This window comes from Mojavia sp. (assembly GCF_059505145.1).
Map to the genome: position 1 here is coordinate 78,512 of NZ_JCACKA010000072.1, position 24,975 is coordinate 103,486.

A 24,975-nucleotide genomic window follows, 5' to 3' on the forward strand; every position below is an offset into this window, starting at 1 on the left:
TAAGCATTCGCCTTCAACTTATCCCTATCATTAAAAAATCCTACTCTTCCTCTTCTAAATCTTCTTCATCCACGTCATCAGAATCCAAATCTATCTGGGATAATTTTTTGTCACTTTCACCGAGTTGAATCAGGTGAATATGCTTGTACCCCAGTCTAATTTCAAATTCATCACCAGGCTTTAAGCCCATTGCTTTGGTGTATGTAGCACCAATCACAATTTGACCGTTTTGATGCACACTAACCCGATATGTCGGTTCACGACCACGACCATCTTTGGGTGCTTCTGGACTTAGAGGAATTCCCCTAGCAGATAGCAAAGCGTCATAAAAATCGGTGAGATTAACACGAACTTGGTTATTCTTGGTAACAGTGTAATAGCCGCACTGCTTGGCTCTTTCTCGGCGTGGTAAATTGGAAAGCTCTTTTACTTTAGCAAGCAATGCTTTTCCGGTTAATGGTGCGGTTGCGGTTTCAGTCATTATGCTCAAAATTTCCTTACTTTCTCCAAACTAATAAACGATATAGCTTTGTGCCAGTATTTAGCTTTTTAGCATCTGCACAGAGCTACTTTGATCCCTAAACTCAAGGTAATTTCCTGCTTATAGGGGAACCACAAGGGTCTCTATTATGTTTGTTCGCAACATATTAGAGATCATGGTGATCACAGGTATGAATTTTGGTGGTTTTACGCCACTTTTAACCATGATTCGCCAACGAAAATAAAATTATTTTTTCTTTTGGCGTTATTGCAGCGGTGTATCTTTAAGCCACCTTTACAAGGTATATGGGTGCTAGTACAAATTAGTCGTAGACCCAAGAAATTGCAGGTTATTCATTTTCAGTGCTTACCTTTCTAGTCTTTGAGTTGTAGGGGTTACCCTACTATTCCTCTTAAGCTATGGATAGCATAGTATTTGAATAGGGTCATACAGGTATATACCCTTTCCTCCTGCTAGTAGAGACGTGAATTTTCGTGTCTCTACATTACGAATAAACAAAGCAGTAGTAGCCGCGCTTATACGGCTATTGATCCTGATTTTGTTACTGCGTAATTTTATATTAAATACTAGCATGGACTAATAATAGCAAAATTGTTGTTTTATTTTGAATTAAAATTGCTGGTAAATTTTTATCGAAATTTCTGGGCTTGGCGAAGTAAAAAGCAATAAGGATTTTCGTAGCGCGTTATTGAGGTTGTGAGTATTGCAGCAGTGCTTTTATAAAAATTTATCTAATTTAGACGGGTAGTTTTGACAAGCGGCTTAAATCCAAGATTTGCTTGATTCACAGCAGACAAATTGCTGTGAGGATTTTGCTCTCTTGTTTATACCCATAGCGTAAAAAGTGGTCAGAGGATTGTGTACGTCTATCTTTGGTAAGAAGAAATTTATCTACATCTGCCTAGTGCTTTATTCTCAGTACTAAATGTTCATTATTGGTTTAACACTTCTACACAACTAAAAATTTTTCACATCGTAAGCCTTTAAGCTATGCTTCTAGGCAGTATTGACTGCTGTTGACATAAATATGTAGTGCTAACCTAAGGAGGATTTATTTTACTTACTTTTGTTATGCAGGGGAAAAGCACAAGTCCTTCTGATGGTTAACTCTTTCTCACCTAATACTGCCAAACAGAGCAATTAAATGTAAAGTAGTAAATACTTTTTTGGTGTAGGGTCTATAGTTAAGAGACAAATTTAGCCTATTCTCCACAACTAAAATTTTAATGGCTATCCTGAAACTAGAATCCCTAGCTGTTTAATTATCAATCTATATAACAGCTAGCCTAGAATAAAGGGAAACAAGAGTATAGCTCATTTTTCAGAGTAACCTGCCGTTAGTCAAGATTTTTCAGGCGAATATAGTAATTTTAAAATTTTGGTTGGTAGCAATGGAAGTTATTTTTAAGGTCATTCGACAGCAACAAAATTCCTCCCCTGTTGTGCAAGCTTACCGTTTGGACGTAGAACCTGGTAATACAATCTTGGATTGTCTTAATCGGATTAAGTGGGAACAAGATGGAACTTTGGCGTTTCGCAAAAATTGTCGTAATACTATTTGTGGTAGCTGCGCTATGCGAATCAATGGGCGATCGGCTTTAGCTTGTAAGGAAAACGTTGGCAGTGAAATTGCCAGATTACAAAAGATCCCATCATCAAAAACTGAAGCAAATGTCATTTCAGAAATCACGATCGCCCCATTGGGTAATATGCCCGTGATTAAGGATTTAGTGGTGGATATGAACAGTTTTTGGAATAATTTAGAGGCGGTTAGTCCTTATGTGAGTACGGCAGCACGACAAGTTCCAGAAAGAGAATTTCTGCAAACACCAGAAGAGCGATCGCGCCTCGATCAAACTGGTAACTGTATTATGTGTGGAGCTTGCTATTCTGAGTGCAATGCTCGTGAAGTTAATCCAGATTTTGTTGGCCCCCATGCCCTTGCCAAAGCTTATCGCATGGTAGCAGATTCCCGTGATCGCCAAACTGAAACTCGCTTAGAAAACTACAACGAAGGTACTAAAGGAGTTTGGGGTTGCACTCGTTGTCTTTACTGTGATTCAGTTTGTCCCATGGAGGTAGCACCACTAGAGCAAATCACCAAAATTAAACAAGAAATTCTCTCGCACAAACAAGCTAGCGACAGTCGTTCAATTCGTCACCGTAAAGTATTAATAGAACTTGTCAAACAAGGCGGTTGGATTGATGAACGTCAATTTGGGTTACAAGTCGTTGGTAATTATTTTCGAGACCTAAAAGGATTGCTTAGTCTCGCACCTCTTGGTTTGCGGATGATATCCAAAGGTAAATTTCCACTTTCCTTTGAATCTTCCGAAGGAACTCAACAAGTGCGATCGCTTATTGAATCTGTACAAGAAGTAATTGGGGATAAGGATTAGGAACTGGGGATTAGGGACTGGGGAGAAGAGAACATTTTCAACTAAACATTCATGTAATAAATTACACGACGAGGACATGAAAATATTTCTTTCTCTGTCCCTCTCTCTGCCCCTCTGCTCCCCAGCCCCCAGCCCCCATCCACCCCTTACCTGGGGTCTTGAGGTATATTCAATGGTCTTCCAGAACGGTTATAGACTAAAATATCCCACTGCCCATTATTAGTAGATTCAAAGGCAATTCTACTGCCATCAGCGCTAATAATGGGGTTGCGAACTTCTGCTTGCAGGTTAGTAGTTAAATCGCGCGATTGGCGTGTTTCCCGGTCGTACAGAAAAATAGCCGATCGCCCTAAACGACTAGCTGCAAAAACTACATAACGACCATCATCAGAAACGCTAGGATGTGAAGCGATCGTATCCAAGGCATTTAAACCAGGTAAATCCACTAAATTACTAGTGACCCGATCAAACAGATAAACATCTTGGCTGCCTCGTCTATCAGTAGTAAAAACAATATATCTTCCAGAAATTTGCGGATTTGATTCTGAACCTAGACTGTTGAGACTCCGACCCCCAGGATCAAAGGGATAACTTACAATACGCGGATAGCCAAAACAGCTACTTAACAAACTTGAGCAAGCAAATACAGATATAAAAATAGAGCGTTTCATATATTTAGTTTTAGTTATTAGTTAATCGTAAATATTCCAATAACTAATAATTTATAATTTTTTTATATCTCCACCTACGGCCCGCTAGGGGGTGAAGCCACAGTTGCACCATTAGGAATATCTAACTCAATATTTGGCCCCCGGTCTAGTACTTCAACATCCCACTGACCACGACTGGCTGTTTCAAATACAACATAACGTCCGTCTGGACTGATACCAGGGTTTCTCACCCAACCACGATAAACGGGGGTGATGACTTGTGACTGTTGCGTAGCGCGATCGTAAAGCGCCACAACTGGTCTACCTTGATCGCTGGTCAGATAAGCAATATAACGTCCTGTATAGCTCAGGCTAGGACTTTCGGCAATTGTTTCAGGTCGGTTTAAGCCAGGTGTGCGAATAAAACCTTGCGTCTCTAAGTCGTACACTAACAACTGGTGACTACCATTACGATTAGAGACAAATGCTAAAAAGCGCCCATTTCCACTTAAAGTAGGTTGCTCCTCAGTGTAACGACTGTTGAGGGACGTAGGGCCAATAGGAATATCGCTGGAACTACAAGCTACAAGCGCACTGGCCAAGCTAAAAATCAGGCTCCAATGAAGCGGTCTTTGGAGCCAAAATCTAGGCGTAAATTTTTTCACCTCACCTGTTTTCCGTCACCCCTAACTGTTTTAAATGTCATCAAAATTGGTCGAATTATCAGAATTGTCATCTGGCCGTTCGAGCGGTTTGTATTCTACATAATCAGTTGGTATCGCTTCATCATCGTCAAGCTGTCTGCGAGGCACTGAGTCACTGGGTGAGCGGCGTCTCCTTGGTCTAGGGGTGACCTCTTCATCACGGCTTTCTGGACGTTGCGGCCCGTTATTACTACGGCGAGAAGATTTTCTGGCTTCTTCTCCCGAACTGTCCCAATCATTGACTTCTCTGGGAGTGGAACCCCAATCTTCTTCAACCCTTTCAGAAGAGCGGCTCACTGTACGCCCAGAATTACGCCGCCGTCCTTTATCTCCTGGTTCCTGCCTTTCTCCCCCATTGCGGCGTTCTGAACGACGGGGAGGTTGATCCTCGTAGTAATCATCACGAGAAGAGCGCTCATCCCTGCTAGCCCGAATCCGAGGACGCACGGGGCGTTCCTCCTCTTCATAAGGCAATGGATCTAATTCTGCACCCACCTCAGCTTGATATTCCCGCCGCCTATCATAAGAATAATTTTTGCTGACTGGGCGATCCTCGTCGACAATCGGAGTATTGCGCTTGGCTTGCTGAGTAGCGATACTACGCAGGCGAATACTTTCAACTGCAAAAAACACAGTTGTACCAACCAAAAGTAGCTGACCAAATTGCAAAATCGGGTCTAGTCGCCAACCTTGAAAGATCAGAATAAAGCCACAAAGTAAGCCTACCGCCGCAAAAAAGATATCTTGATCTCGTGACAGCTCTGGACGCACAGTCCGCAGAAAATACAGTGCTGCCCCAGCCACAGCCAGGAAAATTCCTAGAATACTGGCTGAGTTCGTCCCAAAATTTACCTGAGCCAGAATACTGGCTGAGTCCAGCCCAAAATTTATCATTGCTGTTTTCCCAATATCAAATCTATGTTAGCGAGTCAAAATTAAAATCACTACTGTAATTAGGCACAATATATAGAAGCTTCAAAGCATTTGGCAAAGAAGCTCTGAAGCTGTTTACCACAAGCTAAAAAAAGCGTATGTCTGTCAGCTAAGTATACCTTGTTCACCTTGGAAGGAATTGCTGCTTTTGAAGCAACTAGGTAAATAGCTGACAGACAATCGTTTATGAGAGTCAAGCTGACTCCCACAAGCACTATGAACGCTGGATTTTATCTTTTTGGCTAATGAAAATCAAACCAACTGTCGCAGGAATAACGACAATCACAGCACCCCAAAAAAGGCTCCAAAGGAAATTTGCTAAAGCAGGCGTCATAGTTCTCAACCTTTTTTTACACACTTCATCATAATTCTAATAGTGTATTACTTTCTTGAGAAGCCTCTAATTATGAGCTACGTAACGCCAACTGACCTCACAAATTATTGAGTTAATTGCGATCGCCTATTTGCTTTTGCATCCACAAGAGGAAATGACAACATTTAGTTAAAATTATAGAGAGTGCTTTACAAAGCTTAAAATCTTGGACTTTCGCCTAAATTTTTCTGTGTTCACAGATACTACTTCAAACCGATGACTGGTGTTAACCTAACTACTTGGATTCTCAATCCCGTACTGGGATTGATGATATTTCTATTCATTTTCCGCATTATTCTCACTTGGTATCCTCAAGTGGATCTCAATCGTTTGCCAATGAATTTAATAGCTTGGCCCACTGAACCATTTTTAGTACTGTTGCGAAAGTTAGTACCACCCATAGGAGGAGTAGATATTACTCCCATTATTTGGGTTGGTATCTTCAGTTTGCTACGAGAGATTCTGCTAGGTCAGCAAGGATTACTGACTATGTTGTCTCGTGTAAATTAGGAATTTGAGATTGGGTATTAGGTACTGGGTATTAGGCGTTGGGTGTTGGAAGAATCTAACCCCTAGTACCCAGTTCCAAGCCTCTTAACTGTTCAACTCCTGCACAAAATTGGTGTAAACATTCCCCTCTAAAAACTGCGGAGTTTCCATAATTCTTTGATGAAATCCTATAGTCGTAGGTAGTCCAGTGATGGCACACTCCCGCAATGCCCGTTTCATGCGGTTAATGGCAGTAGGACGATCTGGCCCCCAAACAATTAACTTGCCGATCAGAGAGTCGTAGTAGGGAGGAATTTGGTAATCAGTGTAGACATGAGAATCAATTCGGACACCAGGGCCACCTGGAGGAAGATAGCCACTGATACGTCCTGGAGAAGGGCGGAAGTCGTGGTCGGGATCTTCGGCGTTGATGCGGCATTCGATCGCATGACCTTGTAAAACTACTTGGTCTTGAGTCAGCTTGAGCTTTTCCCCTTGGGCAATTCGGATTTGTTCGACAACCAAGTCTACCCCAGTAATCATCTCTGTCACAGGATGCTCAACTTGAATCCGGGTATTCATTTCCATAAAGTAGAATTTACCGGATCTATCTAGGAGAAATTCGATTGTACCCGCCCCAGTGTAGTTAATAAATTGAGCAGCTTTTACCGCAGCTTGCCCCATTTTATCTCGCAACTCTGAGTCGAGCGCAGGGCTAGGGGCTTCTTCTAAAAGTTTTTGATTTCGGCGCTGAATCGAACAATCCCTTTCGCCCAAATGGATAACGTTGCCGTAATTATCCGCCAAAATTTGAAATTCAATGTGGCGTGGACGCTCAATAAATTTTTCTATGTAAACGCCAGAATTGCCAAAGGCAGCACCCGCTTCTCCTTGAGCAGCTAGAAAAAGTTTGATGAATTCGCTTTCAGAACGCACCAAACGCATACCCCTTCCACCGCCACCCGCTGTGGCTTTAATCATGACTGGATAGCCAATATCCTTGGCAAGTGCTAATCCTTCTTGATCGGACTCTACCAACCCCTCACTACCTGGTACTGTAGGTACTCCAGCCTTTTGCATGGTTTCTTTGGCTGTAGATTTATCCCCCATCAAACGTATAGCTTCAGGAGTTGGGCCAATAAAGGCAATGTGATGGTCGGCACAGATTTCTGCAAATCGGGCATTTTCTGCTAAAAAACCATAACCAGGATGAATAGCGCTGGCATTACGTGTCAAGGCGGCAGCAATAATATTTGGAATATTCAAATAACTTTTACTGCTAGCAGGTTCGCCAATGCAAACCGCTTCATCAGCAAGTTGGACATGTAAAGCATTACGGTCAACAGTAGAGTGAACCGCAACTGTCGCAATTCCCATTTCTTCACAGGCGCGGAGAATGCGAAGGGCGATTTCTCCCCGATTAGCAATTAATATTTTGTCAAACTTCATTTTCGAGCTTCGATATCAGTACCAGTAGATTGACATTCTCTCCCATTCAACTTGCAACAATGCTTTCGCCTTATTTCAAATTATGACAGGAGATTTCCAAGCCTCGTCCTGAGAAGAGTGTAGAAACCCTTGGGCGGCTTCCCAAAGGATAGGATTTGGCTGAAAGTGCCTACGGGTTTTAACTAGACTAACAATATTGCTGCTGTTAATCTCTTTGTTTTACCCAAATAGGCTTTTGCAAAGGCAAAGTGTGCCCTATTTTGGCTATATCCTTTTTAATATCTCCCGTGAAGTGACTATATTTCTGTCAGTCTGGTATCCACTTGCAGAAAATTTATGCTATATTTTATGTTTAGTTGAATAAACGTGCGGATGTGGCGGAATTGGTATACGCGCACGCTTGAGGTGCGTGTGGCTTTGCCTTGCGAGTTCGAGTCTCGCCATCCGCATTTTTTAGTGTTCATGACCCACATGGCTGGTAAGTCGATTTACTTCACGCCCTGAATAATTCTAAATTGGGGGTAATGGTAAAGCATGGGTGTGTCGCAGTCAGAAATTCTTTATATTTCCTCTCATTTTACTGTTGGGAAGCCTATTTTTTATGCTTTTATAGAAATAGGTGAAGTTTTGTAAAGAACATTGACTGTAACTTTTACGCCGACAAACAACTTATCATTGCCAGCAGCGTGGCATCGCCTGACTCCAATTTGGCAAGGTGGGGAGGACGTAATCAAACAAAGTTTACCTCACTCTCATCTGGCACCAACTTGGCAAATGCTTCTTTTGGGCGATGGTTCACCAACACGGCACTTAGAATTGCTCACAGGCGAGCCTACAGAAGTAGATGTCATTGATATGTCATTAATTGGCATGGACTTAGATGCTGCTCCTGATTTAATTCAAGCTGTTCCAGGCCCGCGGTTGCGGCGGCAAGTTTGGCTGCGTACTGCTTCTGGTCAGCGATTGGCATATGCTACTTCTTGGTGGGAGGCCAGTCATGTAGATGAGTATTTGCAAAATCGTTCATTACCGATTTGGGCAAGTTTGGCTCGTCTGCGTACAGAGTTATATCGTGATGTCCAAGGAATTTACTATGGCTACTCATCTGCTTTAGAGTCAGGCTTTGACGTGTCTGGGCCTTTTTGGGGTCGCCACTATTTGTTTTGGCATCATGGACAGCCTTTGACATTAATATATGAAGTTTTCTCGCCTTACTTAACTAAATATTTAGGGCCTACGCAGTTAGGCATTATCACTCAGTAAAAAGCTCAATTAATCGTCCTTAATTATGGCCTTTTTTCTGTAGATGCAAATTTAGTGTGGCCAAAATTTGGTTGTTAATTTAGCTAATTTTCCTAAAAATAAATTAATAAAATTTACAATTTTTTATATAAGTTGAAGAAAGTAGTCACTTGATTCAGCACGTATCTGGGCAAATGAAGGCTTATTTAAGCCAAAATTTCTGCTTTCATAATAATTATTGAGATTTTTGACTGCTTGAAGAAAAATAGAAATTTTTACGTAAATGTTAACAACTATTTTCATTAAGATGATGCAATTTGAGAAAGTTGTTAACTCTCAACAAAATGAAAATTTCCGTTTTCCACTTAATGCTAAAGCTTGGAAGTTAATTGAGCAGGGTCATAGTCAAAGCGACAGATAGAATTTATGCGAACTGAGTGTCTTGTGTTCTACTGATGACTTGCAGCTTTGACAAGTTAGTTATATTCTCAGATCGCTTAGAATCAAAGCTTTACTTTTGGAGACTTCTCGACTGCGGAAAATATTTCTAGGGATTGTCCTGCGAAATCAATCCGAATGTGTTAACAAAGATGATTAACCACCAAAACAAAGCTTTTGAAAGGTAGGGAAAGTTTATTACCGAAGGGTAATCAACTTCTGGGGTGGATTAATTGATGTAATTAGCTGTCCTAGAGAATGGAAACCTTTTGGTTTACTTGACTAATAAAGTAATGAGTTCGCAAGTATGAGGTATAGGCTTCAATGACACTGCCTGTTGCGTCTATTCCGATGAAGAAAATAAAGAAACCGTCTCTGGTGCTGACGCTTTCGTCTGCTGCGTTATTGATTGGTGGGGGAAGTGCCGCATATTGGTTATTAACCCAAGGGCAACTATTTTCCAAAGATTTACCAGTAGGTGCAACTATTATTCCTAGAGATGCCCTGTTCGCGGTTTCCCTAACGACAGATCCTAAACAATGGCAGAAATTGCGGGAGTTTGGGACAAAAGAAAGCCAAGCAGAACTGGATAAAAATTTAGTAAAGTTGCGCGATCGCTTTTTAACTAATAATGGTTACGACTTCCAGAAAGATATTCAACCTTGGGTTGGCAACGAAATTACAATCGCAATTCTAGCACCCCAAGTAAATCAATCCATATCTAAACCAGTAGCCACCTATGGGGATATTGCTAGCATTCAGCAGTCGATGGTAATGGTTTTACCGGTAAAGAATCCAGAACAAGCTAAAAGTATTTTGGCACAACCCAAAACGCTTAAACAAAGCAAATGGATTGACCGCACATATCAAGGTTTTGCCATCAAACAAACTGATGGAGTATCTGGAAATAACCTCTCAGCAACATTACTGGATGGGCGTTTTCTAGTCATCACCGATAATCCCAAAGCTACAGAACGAGCAATCGATGCCTACAAAAATAAAGCATCATTAGCAACAGCTGGAGGTTTTGCGAATAATTTTCCTAAAATCTCCAATTATCAACCTTTTGCTCAGTTTTATGTGAATGTACCAACAGCTGCTAAGATAGCCGCTACTGCTCCAAACCGTCATTTACCCGCCCAAGTTTTGGCTCAACTTCAAAATAATCAAGGATTAGCGGGAACAATTACTTTAGAACCAGAAGGAATACATTTAAAGGGTGTTTCTTGGCTCAACCCTAATAGCCAACGCGTTTTAGGGGTGGAAAATAAAGCTGGGAAAATGCAAAGTCGCGTCCCAGCAGAAACTTTGATGATGCTTTCCGGCGGCAACTTAAAGCGGTCGTGGGGAGAGTATGTTTTGACATCCCAAGGAAATCCCCTTTCGCCAATCACACCAGAACAACTGCGAGGTGGTGTGAAATCCTTGACAAATCTGGATTTAGATCGGGATTTGCTCAGTTGGATGAAAGGCGAGTTTTCTGTGTCAGTGATTCCGAATAGCCCGAAACAAGGTTCAACAGAGAATTTTCGTGCTGGGTTACTGTTTATGGTAAAGGCAAGCGATCGCCCATCAGCTGAAGCATCATTAAAACAGCTCGATGATGTGATGAAAAATCAATATCAATTCCAAATTCAACCGGGGACAGTGGCAGGTAAATCGGTCATTAACTGGATTGCGCCTTTTGGCACCTTAACCGCTACCCACGGCTGGTTAGATGGAGATGTCGCTTTTTTAGCAGTGGGCGCTCCAATTACAGATAAAATTGTTCCCAGACCCAATAATACATTAGCTAGTACACTCGCCTTCCAACAAACAGTTCCCACAGAACCCAATCCGACAAACGGTCAATTTTTCTTGGATGTCGAACGAACTGCCAAAAATTTTCCTCTACCACCTCTGTTCCCCAATCAACAAACTATCCTCGCCGCAACGCGTTCAATTGGAGTCACAACTGCTGTCAGCGACAGTCGCAGTACCCGCTATGACATTTTTGTAGCGCTGAAAAAAGCTGAATCCTCAGCCTCCTTGCCCAGTCCTGTGCCTACTATGGGAACTGCGTCTCCATAAGGCTATTAAAGATAAGACGTATCTCACGTTTAAGCAATAGTAAAAAACCTATGACCCAATAACCTCTAAGCAGATAGGATCAAAACAGTCAGAATCGATATTTTAACGAATCTACTGGGGAGAAAACTTTATGAATCTGGTTGTACTCCAGAACTGGCTGGACAATGCCTCCTTTGCCGTTTTGTTTTTCACCATGCTGGTGTATTGGGCAGGGGCGGCTTTTCCGAATCTGCCGACAATTGCCGCTTTGGGGACAGCTGGAATGGCGATCGCAAATTTGTGCATAGCTACTTTGTTAGGGGCACGATGGATAGAAGCTGGCTATTTCCCACTGAGCAATTTGTATGAATCCTTGTTTTTCTTGGCTTGGGGAATTACCAGTATTCATCTGATTGCTGAGAATAGTAGCCGCAGCCGCTTAGTAGGAGTGGTAACTGCACCTGTGGCCATGGGGATTACTGCTTTTGCTGCCCTGACGTTACCATCAACAATGCAAGCGTCAGAACCGTTAGTACCTGCGCTGAAGTCGAATTGGCTGATGATGCACGTCAGTGTGATGATGTTGAGTTATGCTGCTTTGATGGTGGGTTCTCTGCTTGCGATCGCTTTTCTGATTGTCACTCGCGGCAATAACATCCAACTACAAGGCAGTTCTGTAGGTACTGGTGGCTATCGCAGTAATGGCTATCGCTTGCACAAAGCTGGTGAATTGGTTTCTCAACCACAAATACCTACTGCGGACAACAATGGTTTTGCTCGTAGTGAGCGCAATAATAACGGCAACGGTAACACTGCTGTTTTGGGAGCAGTAATAACAGCCCCAATCGTAAATTCTGAACCCCTTTCACCCCAGCGCCTTAGCCTGGCAGAAACCTTAGATAACATCAGCTATCGCATCATTGGGCTGGGATTTCCTCTACTGACAATTGGTATTATTGCGGGTGCTGTTTGGGCTAACGAAGCTTGGGGTTCCTATTGGAGTTGGGATCCTAAAGAAACCTGGGCGTTAATTACTTGGTTAGTTTTCGCCGCCTACCTTCATGCCAGAATTACTCGCGGTTGGCAAGGGCGTCGTCCGGCAATTTTAGCTGCCAGTGGCTTTGTGGTTGTTTGGGTTTGCTATCTTGGTGTAAATCTTTTAGGTAAAGGTTTGCATTCTTACGGTTGGTTTTTCTGAGAAACATATCCCTTTCTCCCCTGGCGGAGGAGGGGAAAATCAATCGTTATTTTGAAAGTTTTCACTTTTTACCTTAATAAGAAAATATTGTGGTTGCCAGTCAAATCCGAAAACTATAATTGATTTGTTGCAAAAATCCGAATAAAAGTAAAAGGAAACACAGGTAAATATCTGTGTTCATCTGTGTTTATCTGTGGTTTTATATAAGAAATATAGATTTATATAAGTAGCTAGGCGGAATTAAATATAAAACGCTCTAGGACATATCCACCTTTAATACTTCGGGCTTCCATACCGTCAATAATTGCCATAGCCAAATCATAGTTGTTATCAAACATCTGTCCAGCAAGTTCATGAGCTTTGAGTTGATGCCATTGCTCCTCAATTCGGTTCATTTGAGAACAATAGGCGGGCAGGAAGAAGATAAACAATCCCTGGGATTGCCACTTATCCCATTGATGACGTGAAAGCCGACTGGTATGCAATGAACTGTTATCGTGAACAACCACAGTTATGCGGTCAGTTTCAGCCAAGGTTTGAGCCGCCTTGGTAGCAGCCCAATTCATCACCTCTATGTAACGTTCAGTTTTGAAACCACCTTGAACTAAGGCGTACTCGAAACTCAACTCAGGCTGCCATAGTCCCAAGATACTGATGCGACCAGTACGACTGCCCACTTGTGCCATCTGCTTTTGGCTGCCAATTCGACTGTAACTATAACTGACTGGACTCCAACGACAACATCCAGATTCGTCTAGATATTTTAATTCCAGGTAGCCATCTACTGCTGCTTGCTTGAGGGTATCAAGGTCTGCTTGCTTGACTATTCGTTTTAATGGGTCTTGTTTTCCTTGATGAGTATGGCGTGTGCGCTTCCATCGCCACCCCTTTTTTTGAGCAATCGTCTCAAACGGTCTGGACTAAGTTGCACTTGACGAACTTGCGATAATTTTTCCGATAACTGCATACTGTTATAAGTACGATTTTCCGTCTCTAAGCACTGCTCTAAGTACATCAAGTCTGCCTCTTGCCATTTGCGCTTTGCAAAACGCCCTGGCATCTCCCACAGTCCCCCTAACCCTTGATTTTCCCACCGTCGCAGTGTTGATCTGACTGTATGTTCATGACACGAAAAAATTTTGGCTATTTCTGGTACATTCCACCCTTGGGCATTCAGCCTGATCATGTGTGCGCGATCACGTGTCCTTTGAGCCACCGTTGTTGCTTGACGCAATTGTGCTAACGTCAAGTCTTCCGCTTCTGTTAAGACTACTCTTAATCGGGCAGGCATTCAGTTACACCCTGAATCTGACAATCCTATTGCTATCTTATAATTAATTGCAACCAGCTACTTAATAGGTCTAAATCTGTATTAACCCAAAGCTTCACCACTTCAAATATGAAGCTTCAATTCCCTGCTCTAGCCTAATTTTGCTATCTTTTTCAAACCAGGAAATTACTTGTGGTGTTGTTAAATCTTCAATAGCAACATCGTATTCTTGGGCAATGTGCTTCAACAGCTTAAGTGATGAAATTGTTAACCGCGTTAAAAATTTCTCTGAGGAAGATAGTAAAGCAGCGTCTACCTTTGCTGACTCTTCTAAACTTAGAAATTGTGCTGACGGTTGCTGTGGTGGTAAATCCATAAATTCTTTCTAAAATTGATTGATTCGTAGTTAATAACTAATTGGTAAACTCCATTACCACTTAAGCTCTTACCCTTATCCTAAAATGTATTTCAAAAGTAATTTATTCTTGAAGCTGTTGTTTTCGAGCTTGTACCAAATAGCCGCAACGATGTTCGCCATCGATAATCCAGTGGGTGCGCTCCACTGTACAATCTGGTAGAACGGCGGCAAACATTTCTAATTCATGACCACAGATACTGGGAAAAGACTCGGCAACATTAGAAATAGCGCAATGATGTTCCATTAAGATAAAGCGATCGCCGTCTGAAGAGTCATGGGAATCTACAGGATGACACTCCGCCATGAAACCTTCAGCTTTTCTTAATTCGACTAAATTGGCTACACGTTCTTGCAGCGAACCCTTACCTAAGCGATCGCGGTATTCTTGTGCTTTGCGCTCCCACTGTTTTTGTAAAATGGATTTAACTTGGTCATGCCCTACCGTTTCTGCTAAAGTATCCAGCAGCGAAACGGCAAAATCCCCGTAACCATCGCCAAAACGTTCACTCGCTGTCCGATGCAGGCGATGGCGTCCTAGAGAACTCAATTGATAAACGTGCTGTGGTCGCCCCATTCCCGCTTGCATCGCCGTTGAATATAAAATTAGCTCTTCCGCCTCCAAATCCTTAAGATGGCGACGAATTGCTTGGGGACTAATATCTAAGATTTCAGCTAGCTCAAAAGCCGTTGCTTGTGAGTGTTTCAGGAGATATTCCAGAATATCTTGCTTCGTTGAGGACTGGTGGGTAGTCGCCATCTTCTCTGCCAGACGTTCCGCGAACGTCCCAAAAATTTCTTTGAAAATTTGACTTTAACAACATTGTTGTTGTTAATCTAGCGTAAAATGAAGATAAGTTAAACAACATAGTAGTTGTTTTAGTCTCGATCCTTATTTTAACAGGCGTGTAACCACTCTGTAACGAGATATGGAAATCGGCTAAAACCAAGCCCGTCTCCCATCCTCAAGAGAGATTTCAACGAACACGAGAGATTATTACCGATGAGCGCCACTGTCAAAACCTTAGTCAACCAACCCTACAAGTACGGCTTTATCACCGATATTGAGGCCGACACTATTCCGCGTGGACTAAACGAGGACGTTATCCGCTTGATCTCCGCGAAGAAGAACGAGCCGGAATTCATGCTGGAGTTTCGCCTCAGAGCGTATCGCCAGTGGCAGAAAATGACAGAACCAACTTGGCCAAATGTCAAATATCCGCCAATAAATTATCAGGATATCATCTACTATTCAGCGCCGAAACAAAAAAAACAAAAGCTGGAAAGTTTAGATGAAGTAGATCCCACCTTGCTCGAAACCTTCGAGAAATTAGGTATATCCCTGTCGGAACAAAAGCGACTGGCAAATGTCGCCGTTGATGCAATTTTCGATAGCGTTTCTGTCGCCACTACTTTTAAAGAAAAGCTAGCTAAAGACGGCGTAATCTTCTGCTCAATTTCTGAAGCCTTGCAAGAACACCCAGAATTAGTGAAAAAATATCTGGGTAGCGTCGTTCCCGTAGCAGATAATTATTTTGCCGCTCTGAATGCTGCTGTATTTAGTGATGGTTCCTTCGTCTACATTCCTAAAGGTGTGAAATGTCCAATGGAACTGTCTACTTATTTCCGCATCAACTCTGGCGATACCGGACAGTTTGAGCGAACTTTAATTGTTGCTGAAGAAGGCAGTTACGTTTCCTATTTAGAAGGTTGTACCGCGCCGATGTACGATAGCAACCAGCTACACGCTGCTGTCGTAGAACTTGTTGCCTTTGACAACGCTGAGATTAAATACTCCACCGTGCAAAACTGGTATGCTGGAGATGCCAACGGCAAAGGTGGTATTTACAACTTCGTTACCAAGCGCGGTTTGTGCCAGGGCGTAAATTCCAAGATTTCCTGGACTCAAGTAGAAACAGGTTCAGCAATTACTTGGAAATATCCTAGCTGCGTATTGGTGGGCGATAACTCTGTGGGTGAATTTTACTCAGTCGCGCTGACAAATAATATGCAGCAAGCCGACACCGGCACTAAAATGATTCATATTGGTAAAAATACCCGCAGTACAATTATTTCTAAAGGAATCTCCGCAGGTAATTCGAGCAACAGCTATCGGGGTTTAGTGAAAGTTAACCCGAAAGCCCAAGGTGCAAGAAATTATTCTCAGTGCGACTCCATGCTGATTGGGGATAATGCTCATGCGAACACTTTCCCCTATATCCAGGTACAAAATAACAGTGCCAAGGTAGAACATGAAGCTTCCACTTCCAAAATTGGGGAAGATCAGTTGTTTTACTTCGCCCAACGGGGCATTTCCGCAGAAGATGCAATTTCAATGATGATTAGCGGCTTCTGCAAGGATGTGTTCAATCAGCTGCCGATGGAATTTGCAGTCGAAGCTGATAAACTTTTGAGCCTGAAGTTGGAAGGTAGTGTTGGGTAACGCTTGTAGTTAGCACTTTAGTAGTGGAAAAGGCGATAAATCGCCTACTACAAACTAAAAGAGAAGGGAGAGAGAACATGATTATTCAAAATAGTGAAGTTGTGCTGTCAGTCAAGGATCTGACGGCTACAGTTAATGGAACACCGATTCTCAAGGGTGTGAATCTGGAAGTCCGTTCTGGTGAAATTCATGCGATTATGGGGCCGAATGGTTCTGGTAAGAGTACCTTTTCTAAGGTGTTAGCAGGACATCCAGCATACGAGGTGACTGGTGGCGAGGTAATTTTCCAAGGACAAAATCTGCTGGAGTTGGAACCAGAGGAACGAGCAAGAGCAGGTGTATTTTTAGCATTTCAGTATCCTCTAGAAATTCCCGGTGTCAGCAATTTAGATTTCTTGCGGGTGGCATACAATTCTCGCCGCAAAGCACAGGGTTTAGAAGAAATAGATACTTTTGATTTTGATGATCTGATCGAAGAAAAGCTGGAAGTTGTGAAGATGAATCCTGCTTTTCTCAGTCGGAGTTTGAACGAAGGGTTTTCTGGTGGTGAGAAAAAGCGCAATGAAATTCTGCAAATGGCGCTGCTAGAACCGAAGTTAGCAATTCTGGATGAAACAGATTCTGGGTTAGATATTGATGCGCTGAAAATTGTAGCGAACGGGGTTAACCAACTGGCAAATCCAGAAAATGCCACGATTATGATTACCCACTACCAGCGGTTACTCAACTATATTGAGCCAGACTATGTGCATGTGATGGCGCACGGGCGAATTCTCACCAGTGGTGGTAAGGAACTAGCACTAAAATTGGAGTCTCGCGGTTATGAATGGGTACTGGAAGAGGCAGCAGTTGAGGTGGGTGTGTAATGACTATTCAAGTTTCTCCCAGTCCAATTCCTAACTCAGATGCCGTCAATTTGACATCTACTCTGCTTGATAGAGATGCTTATCTAACTGAGCTATTAAATCAGATCACTGCATCAACAGCAGAGGGATGGCTACAGGAATTACGCCAAAGTGCTGTTAATTGGGTACGTCACTCTACTATCCCCACAACTCGTGAGGAAGAATGGCGCTTTACAGATTTGTCGGCATTGCGAAAAGTGCAATTTCAGGTAGAAAGGCAATTAATCTCTACTGAGATCTCTTCGCTGACTCTGCCAGAAGCTGCTAAAAGTCGTTTGGTGTTTGTTAACGGTGTATATGCGCCGGATTTATCCTCAATTGCAGATTTGCCACCTGGTGTTGTGGTAAGCAATTTGACAGGGTTATCTATATCTGAGCAAGAGCAGATACAGCAGTATTTAGCCCAAGCTGAGGGAGCGCAGGAAGTTTTTACCGCTCTCAATACTGCTGGAATATCTGATGTAGCAGTGGTATGGATAGCAAAAAATGTAGTGGTTGAAACACCAATTCATCTGCTATTTGTTGCGGTTGCTGGTGAGACATCAATTATTTCGCAGCCTCGTTGTTTGGTGGTAGCGGAAAGTGGTTCGCAAGTAACTTTGGTAGAGGAGTATACGAACCGCAGAGAGAAGTTGCGTGCGGGGGTTCCCTCTGTTGAGCAAACTTCGGTGGGCGCAGAGAACACAGAGAAAGAGGCGGTTTACTTTACTAATGCAGTTACGGAAATCTGGGTTGGTGAAAATGCCCAGGTGAATCACACTAGAATTGAGCGGGAAGGTTTAGAGGCTTTTCATATTGGGAAAACTGCGATCGCTCAAGCTCGTGATAGTCGATATACCTGTAATGCGGTTACCTTTGGCGGAAAGCTGTCACGGCATAATTTAGAGATTTTGCAAACTGGTGAGCAAACCGAAACGATACTCAATGGTTTGACAATAATTTATGGCAACCAGTTAGCTGATACTCACAGTGCGATCGCATTGAATCATCCATATAGTAAAAGTGAGCAATTGCATAAGTGTATCGTAGGCGATCGCGCCCATGCAGTGTTTAATGGCAAAGTTTTTGTTCCTAAACCTGCACAGCTAACAGATGCAGCCCAATTAAATCGGAATTTGCTTTTATCATCCAAAGCGAGAGTTGATACCAAACCCCAATTGGAAATTACCGCAGATAACGTTAAGTGCGCTCACGGTGCTACTGTTAGCCAGTTGGAGGATGATGAAATATTTTATCTGCAAAGTCGGGGAATTGATGAAAACGCCGCTCGTAATTTGTTGATTAATGCTTTTGCTGCTGAAATCATCAATAAAATACCAGTTGCTTCCCTGCGAGAAATCCTTTTAAACACAGTCAATAGTCTCAAGACGACTAATGACTAATGACTAATAAATAATTACCAATGACTTTTACTTCTACCAAAACCCTTGCCGATCAAGTCCGCTCTGATTTCCCGATTTTACGTCAGGAAGTCAACGGTAAACCCTTAGTTTACCTCGATAATGCTGCTACTTCCCAAAAACCTCTGCTGGTGCTTAATGCCTTGCGAGATTATTACGAGCAGTATAATGCCAACGTGCATCGGGGCGCTCATATTCTCAGTGCTAGAGCTACCGATGCTTATGAAGGCGCGCGAGATAAAGTAGCAAAATTCATTAATGCTGCATCACGCCAAGAAATCATCTACACCCGCAACGCGAGTGAGGCGATAAACTTGGTAGCTTATAGCTGGGGAATGAACAATTTACAGGCGGGAGATGAGATTATCCTGTCGGTAATGGAACACCACAGTAATATAGTTCCTTGGCAATTTGTGGCACAAAAGACGGGTGCAGTCCTCAAATTCGTTGAACTGACACCAGAACAAACATTTGATTTAGAACAGTTTAAAACACTAATTTCTGATAAAACTAAATTAGTGTCATTAGTTCATGTTTCTAACACTTTGGGTTGTATTAACCCAGTAGAAGAAATTGCGGCGATCGCTCACAGATACGGTGCGAAATTCTTAGTTGATGCTTGCCAAAGCGTCCCTCATATGCCTATTGATGTGCAACAAATAGACTGCGATTGGTTAGTAGCCTCCGGTCATAAAATGTGTGCCCCAACTGGGATAGGCTTTTTGTATGGCAAGTTAGGAATATTAGAATCAATGCCACCATTTTTTGGTGGTGGTGAGATGATTGCTGAGGTATTTTTAGATCATTCTACTTATGCAGAACTACCCCATAAATTTGAAGCGGGTACACCTGCAATTGGCGAGGCGATCGCTCTTGGTGCAGCAGTAGATTATCTTACAAATATTGGCATGGATAAAATCTATGCCTATGAAGCAGAATTAACAGCTTATTTGTTTCAACAATTAGAGCAAATTCCGCAAATTCAAATCTATGGCCCCAAGCCGGATGCTAAAGGTAGAGGTAGAGCTGCTTTAGCAGCATTTACAGCAGCAGATGTCCATGCCAACGACTTATCTACATTATTAGATCAAGAAGGTGTTGCCATCCGATCAGGACATCATTGCACTCATCCATTACACCGCTACTTAAATCTGCCAGCAACCGCACGGGCAAGCCTATCATTCTACAATACCAAAGAGGAAATCGATATTTTTATCAAAGCATTGAAGGATACTCTTGACTTTTTTGCTGGGATATTTGGTGAAAATTAGACAATCTTCAGAGATAAATTGTGCCAATTATTAGCATATTGTGTAGCTAATAGTTGGCACAATTTATCTGAATAATGTACAGAATTAGCTCAAATGCAATACAATGATTTTACTTTAGATAGGCTTAGTAAAAAGTTTGATTTAACTATAGCCGATAAAATTTCAGTTCCCCTTTCCATAAGTTCCCAAAATTTATTATTTATAAATTAAATAGTAATTGTCTCCATTGATTTTAACCATGCGTTTGTAGCCTCTTGTTCAGTAGTTGGCCTGTAGGAATTCTGAACCAACTCTTAACCTATTCAGCAATGTCAAATCTCAAACTCCTTAAAACGGAGAGGGGGGGATTCGAACCCCCGTTGAGTTTCCCCAAAACGCATTTCGAGTGCGTCACCATCAACCACTCGGACACCTCTCCAGCTATGCATTCACAGATTGGACTATCTATTTTGTGTCCAAATACTGTGAATTTTAGGAAATGCCATTTCATATCCCAGGCAATTATAGCATTACAAGACATAGAGCGTTCACCTTAAGGGAACTCCAAAAAATAAATTATTCAAATTTCTGGACTCAACACGACTGTTCCTCCCTCTGCGTACCCGTAGGATTCACTTGCTCCCTGCTCCTTTACCCTAAACGCGATGGGATATTTTTTTATTTGGAAGTCTCTAATAAAACTTGCAATTAACAGCAACGCCATTTATAGCACAGAAGACTTGCTTTCTGTAGCCTGGACAAAAGTTTCAAATTCTCCGTTAGGTGTCCATTGGATAGCTCCATCTCGCGCCGTAAAGAAAAGTTTCGTCTGGCTTTTGCTGAGTTCAGCTAAAACTTTTGGCTCAATCTCGGTAGAGGAAGCGATCGCCACTTGTGGTTGTAGCGCTAACACTAAAGCTTTTAAGGATTCAGGGGGACACCATAGCACTTGTGGACGAGGTAAATTCCCAGCTTTAACTAGCTGTTCTATCTCCTTAGACTTGAGATTACCTACTAATAGCCAATTCACACCTTGAATTTGTAATTGTAAAATCGGTAGTTGGTCGTTAATTAATTGAGCAACTACAGAACCAGCAGTTATGACTTGACCCAATGCCAAAGGTTGATAGATTCCTTGAGACTTTTGTATTTCCTGTTGAATTAGCTGAGTTCCAATAATATTTTCTTGCTTTGGTGGATATCCATAAAAATTTTTGATTGGTAAACGTTGGATCACTTCCAGCCAACCATTGCTGTCATTATCAGGAAACTCACTTGCGATCGCCCAATCGATTTGATTTACACCTTGTTGTTGCAAAAACGGTAATATTGTGAAGCGTCCTGTACTTTCGTCTCCACTATTAATCAAGGTAACAGTTCCTCGATCTTGAATCACCACAACAGGTTCTGCGTTTGCAGCCAATACCGTTACCCTAAATAAGCTACTAGCAGAATGCCAAACAGGGACAATTACCAAACCTATTGCAATTACACTAGCAAACCACCAGCGTTGCTGCCACCAACGCACCAGTAAAACTAATACAATTAGTGCATAAATTGCCAGCATCTGCCAAGTAGATATGCTGCCAACAGCAACAGAGTTTCCTGGTAAATGGCTAAAAAATTCTACTAGCTTAATTAGCCAATCAGTGGGGTAATGCAGAATTCCAGCTAAAAAGCTTCCCGCCTCAGGCCAAATTAATGCTGCGATCGCACTGATAATTCCACCTATACTAATTACAGAAATAAATGGAGTGCTAATAATATTAAGAATTAAGCTATAAGATGGCACAACTCCAAAGACGAACAGTTGTAGAGGTAGAGTCCAAATCGTAGCAGCCAGGGGAACAGCAATCAAAGAAGCGATCGCAGGTGGTAACCAACCCAAGCGTTGAATTACTGGTGGTACTGTCACAATTAATCCCAGCGTTGCTAAAAAACTTAGTTGAAAACCTAAGTCCCAAATCCATAGAGGATTAAACAACAATATTAAAGTCGCCGCCAGCAACAGTGAGCCTAACTGTTTTACCTTCCTTTTTAAAGCCAGTCCGACTAATGCGGCAAAACCCATAATTACGGCTCTCAGCACCGCAGGTTGAAAACCCGTTAAACTCAGGAAAACAATTAAACCTAACAAGCCAAGAATAAATTGAGTCCCCTTTTTTGCACGCCTTGTTAGCTGTAGGATCACACTTAAAATCAACGAAGTCTGAAACCCAGAAGCCGCTAAAGCATGAGCCAATCCAGCCTGCACAAACAAATCGCGGATATCGTAAGGTAAATCAACAGCTTTGCTTCCTAAAACCATTGCACTGACAAGTGGGCCTTCGGGGACACCTAACCAACGAACTTGCGATCGCACAATTCGTTCCCGAACTTGCCACCATCCCCATTTACGTTCTTCATCCAGAAGATTTACCTGTCTGCCAATCAAACCAGCAAATGTTGCCTCTTGTTTAAGAAACTTCTGAAAATCGAAAGCACCAGGATTAGAAGCCGCTTTTGGTTTGTATAAAACCCCGGTTACATCAATTTGTTGGCCTGGATATAAGCCAGTAGCCTGAAGTACAGGTACTGTCACATACAACTTACCTGTTACTCCTTTAGTGAAACCTGCTGGACCATTGTCCTTCTTGACCTCACCTAGTTGAGTCGCTTCCAACCAAAATTGTCCTCGCTGGCTGCGCGTCAAGCGGGGTTTAGTTTCCACTTCACCACGAACAATCACAAGTTGTTCTTGATTACTACTATTTACAGACGGGACAAATCTACTAATGTCTTTTGCTCCTGGTTCTGGCACTCGCAATTGAAAATAAAAAGTAGCCAGTAGTCCCACGACACCAGCAGCTAGCCATACTCTGGGATGAGGAGTAATTTGCCAAAAACTATATATTGGCTTAGTCTTCGTTTCAGCACTTTCTGGTTTTTGAGAAACTTGCCGTGGATTGGAATAACGTCTTCTAGACAAAACTGCTCCTACTATCCCCAAGGCTAAAACCCACGCACCACCCCAGGTAACTGCTGTAAATACTAATCCTAGAATGTAGCCAAGACAGATAATTACACTACTAGCCTGAATCATGAAACTTCGTATAAAAGAATTTGCTGACTATAATAATGAAGCCCGCATCTGCGGGCTTTGTTTATAGAGCCGGCCACTAGTTGGAATGGCACAGGCTTTATTAATAAAGTTAGTAACCTCCAGTCTGAAGGGGTTAAGCAACTTTTGCAATACCTGTATCAAAAAGATGTGCCCAACTTGCACCCTAGCACAGCATGGAAAAACAAAATACAAAGTGCTGTATTGCCTACATAAGCATGAACAGCACGTAATATCGCTTTGTTCCCAGCAAACCCACTTAGGGAAATTGCACCATTAATCAGTAAAAGTAACAGCACAATAGATCCTGTAAAAAAATGGGGGCTTTCTAGAACTGGTTGATGCTGCATCACTAAGGACAAAACCCCTCCTGTATAACCAGCTGCCATGAACAGAAATAGCCACGGTGCTAATTTACGATGGTCACTCCGACTTTTAATTGCAGCATCTTTATCCTCAACCAGTCTTCCCCGCCAACCAGCCCCACAAAGCTAGCCATCACAAATACAACAATCGCCATTATCAACGGATGTCCCCAATGGACAACTGGATAGGGAAGTCCAAAAGAACGAAACCAAGCAGCGATTGGTTCTAATAACTCGCTCCAATTCACTATTTCTCACACACCATCACTATTTGCCGTAGGACATAATACGTAACTCCCTTTTTTAGGGATGTTAGCGGGATCTAGTCAAGTCATATTTATCCTTAGTGCCAGTCCCTACTGTTCAACTTACGGCATTCTTGAGCAATGGGAAACCTAACTTCTCCCTTTGCTCAACATATAAATTAGCCACTTTTCTTGCCAAATGCCGGATTCTGGCAATGTAGCGAGTCCGTTCTGTAACTGAAATTACGCCTCGCGCATCCAACAAATTGAAAGTATGCGAACACTTAATTACATAGTCTAGGCTGGGTAAAACCAATCTTCGCTCTGTCAATTGTGTAGCTTCCTGCTCATACAAATTAAACAGTGTCAGCAACATTTCTGGATTTGACGCTTCAAAATTGTAAGTACACTGTTCAATTTCTGCCTGGAGGAACACATCACCATAAGTAATATCGTCTGTCCACTGGATCTTAGTAATTGCTTCCACTTGCTGGAGATACATCGCTAATCGTTCCAGCCCATAGGTAATCTCAATCGATACAGGACGACAGTCAATCCCCCCACACTGTTGAAAGTAAGTAAATTGGGTAATTTCCATCCCATCTAACCAGACTTCCCAACCAGTACCCCAAGCTCCCACCGTCGCATCTTCCCAGTTATCCTCTACGAAGCGAATATCGTGGTCTTCAGGACGAATACCTAACGCCCTCAATGAATCGAGATAAATTTCTTGGATGTTATCAGGCGAAGGTTTAATCAGAACTTGATACTGGTAATAGTATTGAAAGCGATTAGGGTTTTCGCCGTAGCGTCCGTCTGTAGGGCGGCGGCACGGTTCAACATACGCAACAGCCCAAGGTTCTGGCCCTAGTGCTCTTAAAAAAGTATGGGGGTTCTTGGTGCCTGCTCCTTTCTCAATGTCATAAGGTTGGGCAATTAGACAACCGCGTTGACCGCCAGGTCTCTGTGAAAGAGACTCGCCCCAGAACTGATGCAATATAGCTATTACCGACTGAAAATTCACGCTCTACCCTTCCTTAGTCAACACAGTGCCATACACCATTCTTGCCTACAACCCTGCACTGTGAGCAGTTTTAGCCGGCTTCAAAAAAAACTTGAAAAAATTTGGTCAAAAGAGTTGACAGTCTTAAGTAGG

General features: G+C 42.4%; 19 protein-coding genes, 2 tRNA genes and 2 pseudogenes. 10 read left to right on the forward strand and 13 right to left on the reverse strand.

Annotation, left to right across the window (positions count from 1 at the left end; translation table 11 throughout):
• Positions 1-40 precede the first annotated feature (40 nt).
• On the reverse strand, positions 41-481 hold the full coding sequence (locus AC5JL8_RS18395) for an AbrB family transcriptional regulator (RefSeq protein ID WP_495881132.1): 441 nt from the start codon (positions 479-481) through the stop codon (positions 41-43).
• Positions 482-1,893: 1,412 nt separating this feature from the next.
• On the opposite strand from AC5JL8_RS18395, the gene AC5JL8_RS18400 reads away from it, so the two are divergent.
• On the forward strand, positions 1,894-2,901 hold the full coding sequence (locus AC5JL8_RS18400) for a succinate dehydrogenase/fumarate reductase iron-sulfur subunit (protein ID WP_495881133.1): 1,008 nt from the start codon (positions 1,894-1,896) through the stop codon (positions 2,899-2,901).
• A gap of 146 nt (positions 2,902-3,047) precedes the next feature.
• On the opposite strand, the gene AC5JL8_RS18405 is transcribed toward AC5JL8_RS18400, so the two are convergent.
• The 4 genes from AC5JL8_RS18405 to psbX all read right to left on the reverse strand — a co-directional run bounded on the left by AC5JL8_RS18405 (position 3,048) and on the right by psbX (position 5,522).
• Positions 3,048-3,572 carry a TolB family protein gene (locus tag AC5JL8_RS18405; protein ID WP_495881134.1) on the reverse strand — a complete coding sequence of 175 codons (525 nt, stop codon included), beginning with the start codon at positions 3,570-3,572 and terminating at the stop codon, positions 3,048-3,050.
• Between the two features lie 74 nt (positions 3,573-3,646).
• Complete coding sequence (locus AC5JL8_RS18410) at positions 3,647-4,216, reverse strand: TolB family protein (protein WP_495881135.1); 570 nt, start codon at positions 4,214-4,216, stop codon at positions 3,647-3,649.
• Positions 4,217-4,246: 30 nt separating this feature from the next.
• Positions 4,247-5,149, reverse strand: a complete 903-nt coding sequence (locus AC5JL8_RS18415; protein ID WP_495881136.1) for a Ycf66 family protein — start codon at positions 5,147-5,149, stop codon at positions 4,247-4,249.
• A 253-nt stretch (positions 5,150-5,402) separates the two neighbouring features.
• Positions 5,403-5,522 (reverse strand): photosystem II reaction center X protein, encoded by a 120-nt coding sequence (psbX, locus tag AC5JL8_RS18420; RefSeq protein ID WP_086681980.1) that lies wholly within the window; start codon positions 5,520-5,522, stop codon positions 5,403-5,405.
• A 255-nt stretch (positions 5,523-5,777) separates the two neighbouring features.
• On the opposite strand from psbX, the gene AC5JL8_RS18425 reads away from it, so the two are divergent.
• Entirely contained in the window at positions 5,778-6,071 is a 294-nt protein-coding gene (locus AC5JL8_RS18425) for a YggT family protein (protein ID WP_495881137.1), read from the forward strand.
• Between the two features lie 84 nt (positions 6,072-6,155).
• Here AC5JL8_RS18425 and accC read toward each other — a convergent pair whose 3' ends face one another.
• The gene (gene accC, locus AC5JL8_RS18430; RefSeq protein ID WP_495881138.1) at positions 6,156-7,499 is read right to left on the reverse strand and encodes an acetyl-CoA carboxylase biotin carboxylase subunit; all 1,344 of its coding nucleotides are present in this window, start codon (positions 7,497-7,499) and stop codon (positions 6,156-6,158) included.
• A 368-nt stretch (positions 7,500-7,867) separates the two neighbouring features.
• Here accC and AC5JL8_RS18435 point away from each other — a divergent pair.
• The 4 genes from AC5JL8_RS18435 (at position 7,868) to ccsB (ending at position 12,426) form a co-directional block, all read left to right on the forward strand.
• Positions 7,868-7,948, forward strand: a tRNA-Leu gene (locus AC5JL8_RS18435).
• Positions 7,949-8,138: 190 nt separating this feature from the next.
• Positions 8,139-8,762 carry a chorismate lyase gene (locus AC5JL8_RS18440; RefSeq protein ID WP_495881139.1) on the forward strand — a complete coding sequence of 208 codons (624 nt, stop codon included), beginning with the start codon at positions 8,139-8,141 and terminating at the stop codon, positions 8,760-8,762.
• Positions 8,763-9,503: 741 nt separating this feature from the next.
• Entirely contained in the window at positions 9,504-11,249 is a 1,746-nt protein-coding gene (locus AC5JL8_RS18445; RefSeq protein WP_495881140.1) for a DUF3352 domain-containing protein, read from the forward strand.
• Positions 11,250-11,379: 130 nt separating this feature from the next.
• Positions 11,380-12,426 (forward strand): c-type cytochrome biogenesis protein CcsB, encoded by a 1,047-nt coding sequence (gene ccsB / locus AC5JL8_RS18450; protein ID WP_495881141.1) that lies wholly within the window; start codon positions 11,380-11,382, stop codon positions 12,424-12,426.
• Between the two features lie 230 nt (positions 12,427-12,656).
• Here ccsB and AC5JL8_RS18455 read toward each other — a convergent pair.
• The 3 genes and pseudogenes from AC5JL8_RS18455 to sufR all read right to left on the reverse strand — a co-directional run bounded on the left by AC5JL8_RS18455 (position 12,657) and on the right by sufR (position 14,871).
• Positions 12,657-13,717, reverse strand: a pseudogene (locus AC5JL8_RS18455) (IS630 family transposase).
• Between the two features lie 94 nt (positions 13,718-13,811).
• Positions 13,812-14,072: an NDH complex assembly factor CRR9 gene (locus AC5JL8_RS18460; protein ID WP_495881142.1), complete on the reverse strand. Its 261-nt coding sequence runs from the start codon at positions 14,070-14,072 to the stop codon at positions 13,812-13,814.
• A 103-nt stretch (positions 14,073-14,175) separates the two neighbouring features.
• A complete protein-coding gene (gene sufR, locus AC5JL8_RS18465; RefSeq protein ID WP_495881143.1) occupies positions 14,176-14,871 on the reverse strand; it encodes an iron-sulfur cluster biosynthesis transcriptional regulator SufR in 696 nt (231 codons plus the stop codon).
• A 243-nt stretch (positions 14,872-15,114) separates the two neighbouring features.
• Here sufR and sufB point away from each other — a divergent pair, with 243 nt between their 5' ends.
• From sufB to AC5JL8_RS18485, 4 genes are all read left to right on the forward strand, one after another.
• Positions 15,115-16,554 (forward strand): Fe-S cluster assembly protein SufB, encoded by a 1,440-nt coding sequence (gene sufB / locus AC5JL8_RS18470; protein WP_495881144.1) that lies wholly within the window; start codon positions 15,115-15,117, stop codon positions 16,552-16,554.
• 77 nt (positions 16,555-16,631) lie between these two features.
• Complete coding sequence (sufC, locus tag AC5JL8_RS18475) at positions 16,632-17,420, forward strand: Fe-S cluster assembly ATPase SufC (RefSeq protein ID WP_495881145.1); 789 nt, start codon at positions 16,632-16,634, stop codon at positions 17,418-17,420.
• Positions 17,420-18,841, forward strand: a complete 1,422-nt coding sequence (gene sufD, locus AC5JL8_RS18480) for a Fe-S cluster assembly protein SufD (protein ID WP_495881146.1) — start codon at positions 17,420-17,422, stop codon at positions 18,839-18,841. The genes sufC and sufD overlap by 1 nt, the downstream gene beginning before the upstream one ends.
• A 20-nt stretch (positions 18,842-18,861) precedes the next feature.
• Positions 18,862-20,130, forward strand: a complete 1,269-nt coding sequence (locus tag AC5JL8_RS18485) for a SufS family cysteine desulfurase (protein WP_495881147.1) — start codon at positions 18,862-18,864, stop codon at positions 20,128-20,130.
• 333 nt (positions 20,131-20,463) lie between these two features.
• Here AC5JL8_RS18485 and AC5JL8_RS18490 read toward each other — a convergent pair.
• The 4 genes and pseudogenes from AC5JL8_RS18490 to glyQ all read right to left on the reverse strand — a co-directional run bounded on the left by AC5JL8_RS18490 (position 20,464) and on the right by glyQ (position 24,843).
• Positions 20,464-20,548: transfer RNA gene (locus AC5JL8_RS18490), tRNA-Ser, on the reverse strand.
• Positions 20,549-20,833: 285 nt separating this feature from the next.
• The gene (locus AC5JL8_RS18495; RefSeq protein WP_495881148.1) at positions 20,834-23,191 is read right to left on the reverse strand and encodes a ComEC/Rec2 family competence protein; all 2,358 of its coding nucleotides are present in this window, start codon (positions 23,189-23,191) and stop codon (positions 20,834-20,836) included.
• Between the two features lie 158 nt (positions 23,192-23,349).
• A pseudogene (locus AC5JL8_RS18500) lies at positions 23,350-23,825 on the reverse strand (DUF4079 domain-containing protein).
• A gap of 112 nt (positions 23,826-23,937) precedes the next feature.
• Entirely contained in the window at positions 23,938-24,843 is a 906-nt protein-coding gene (gene glyQ / locus AC5JL8_RS18505; RefSeq protein WP_495881149.1) for a glycine--tRNA ligase subunit alpha, read from the reverse strand.
• Positions 24,844-24,975 lie beyond the last annotated feature (132 nt).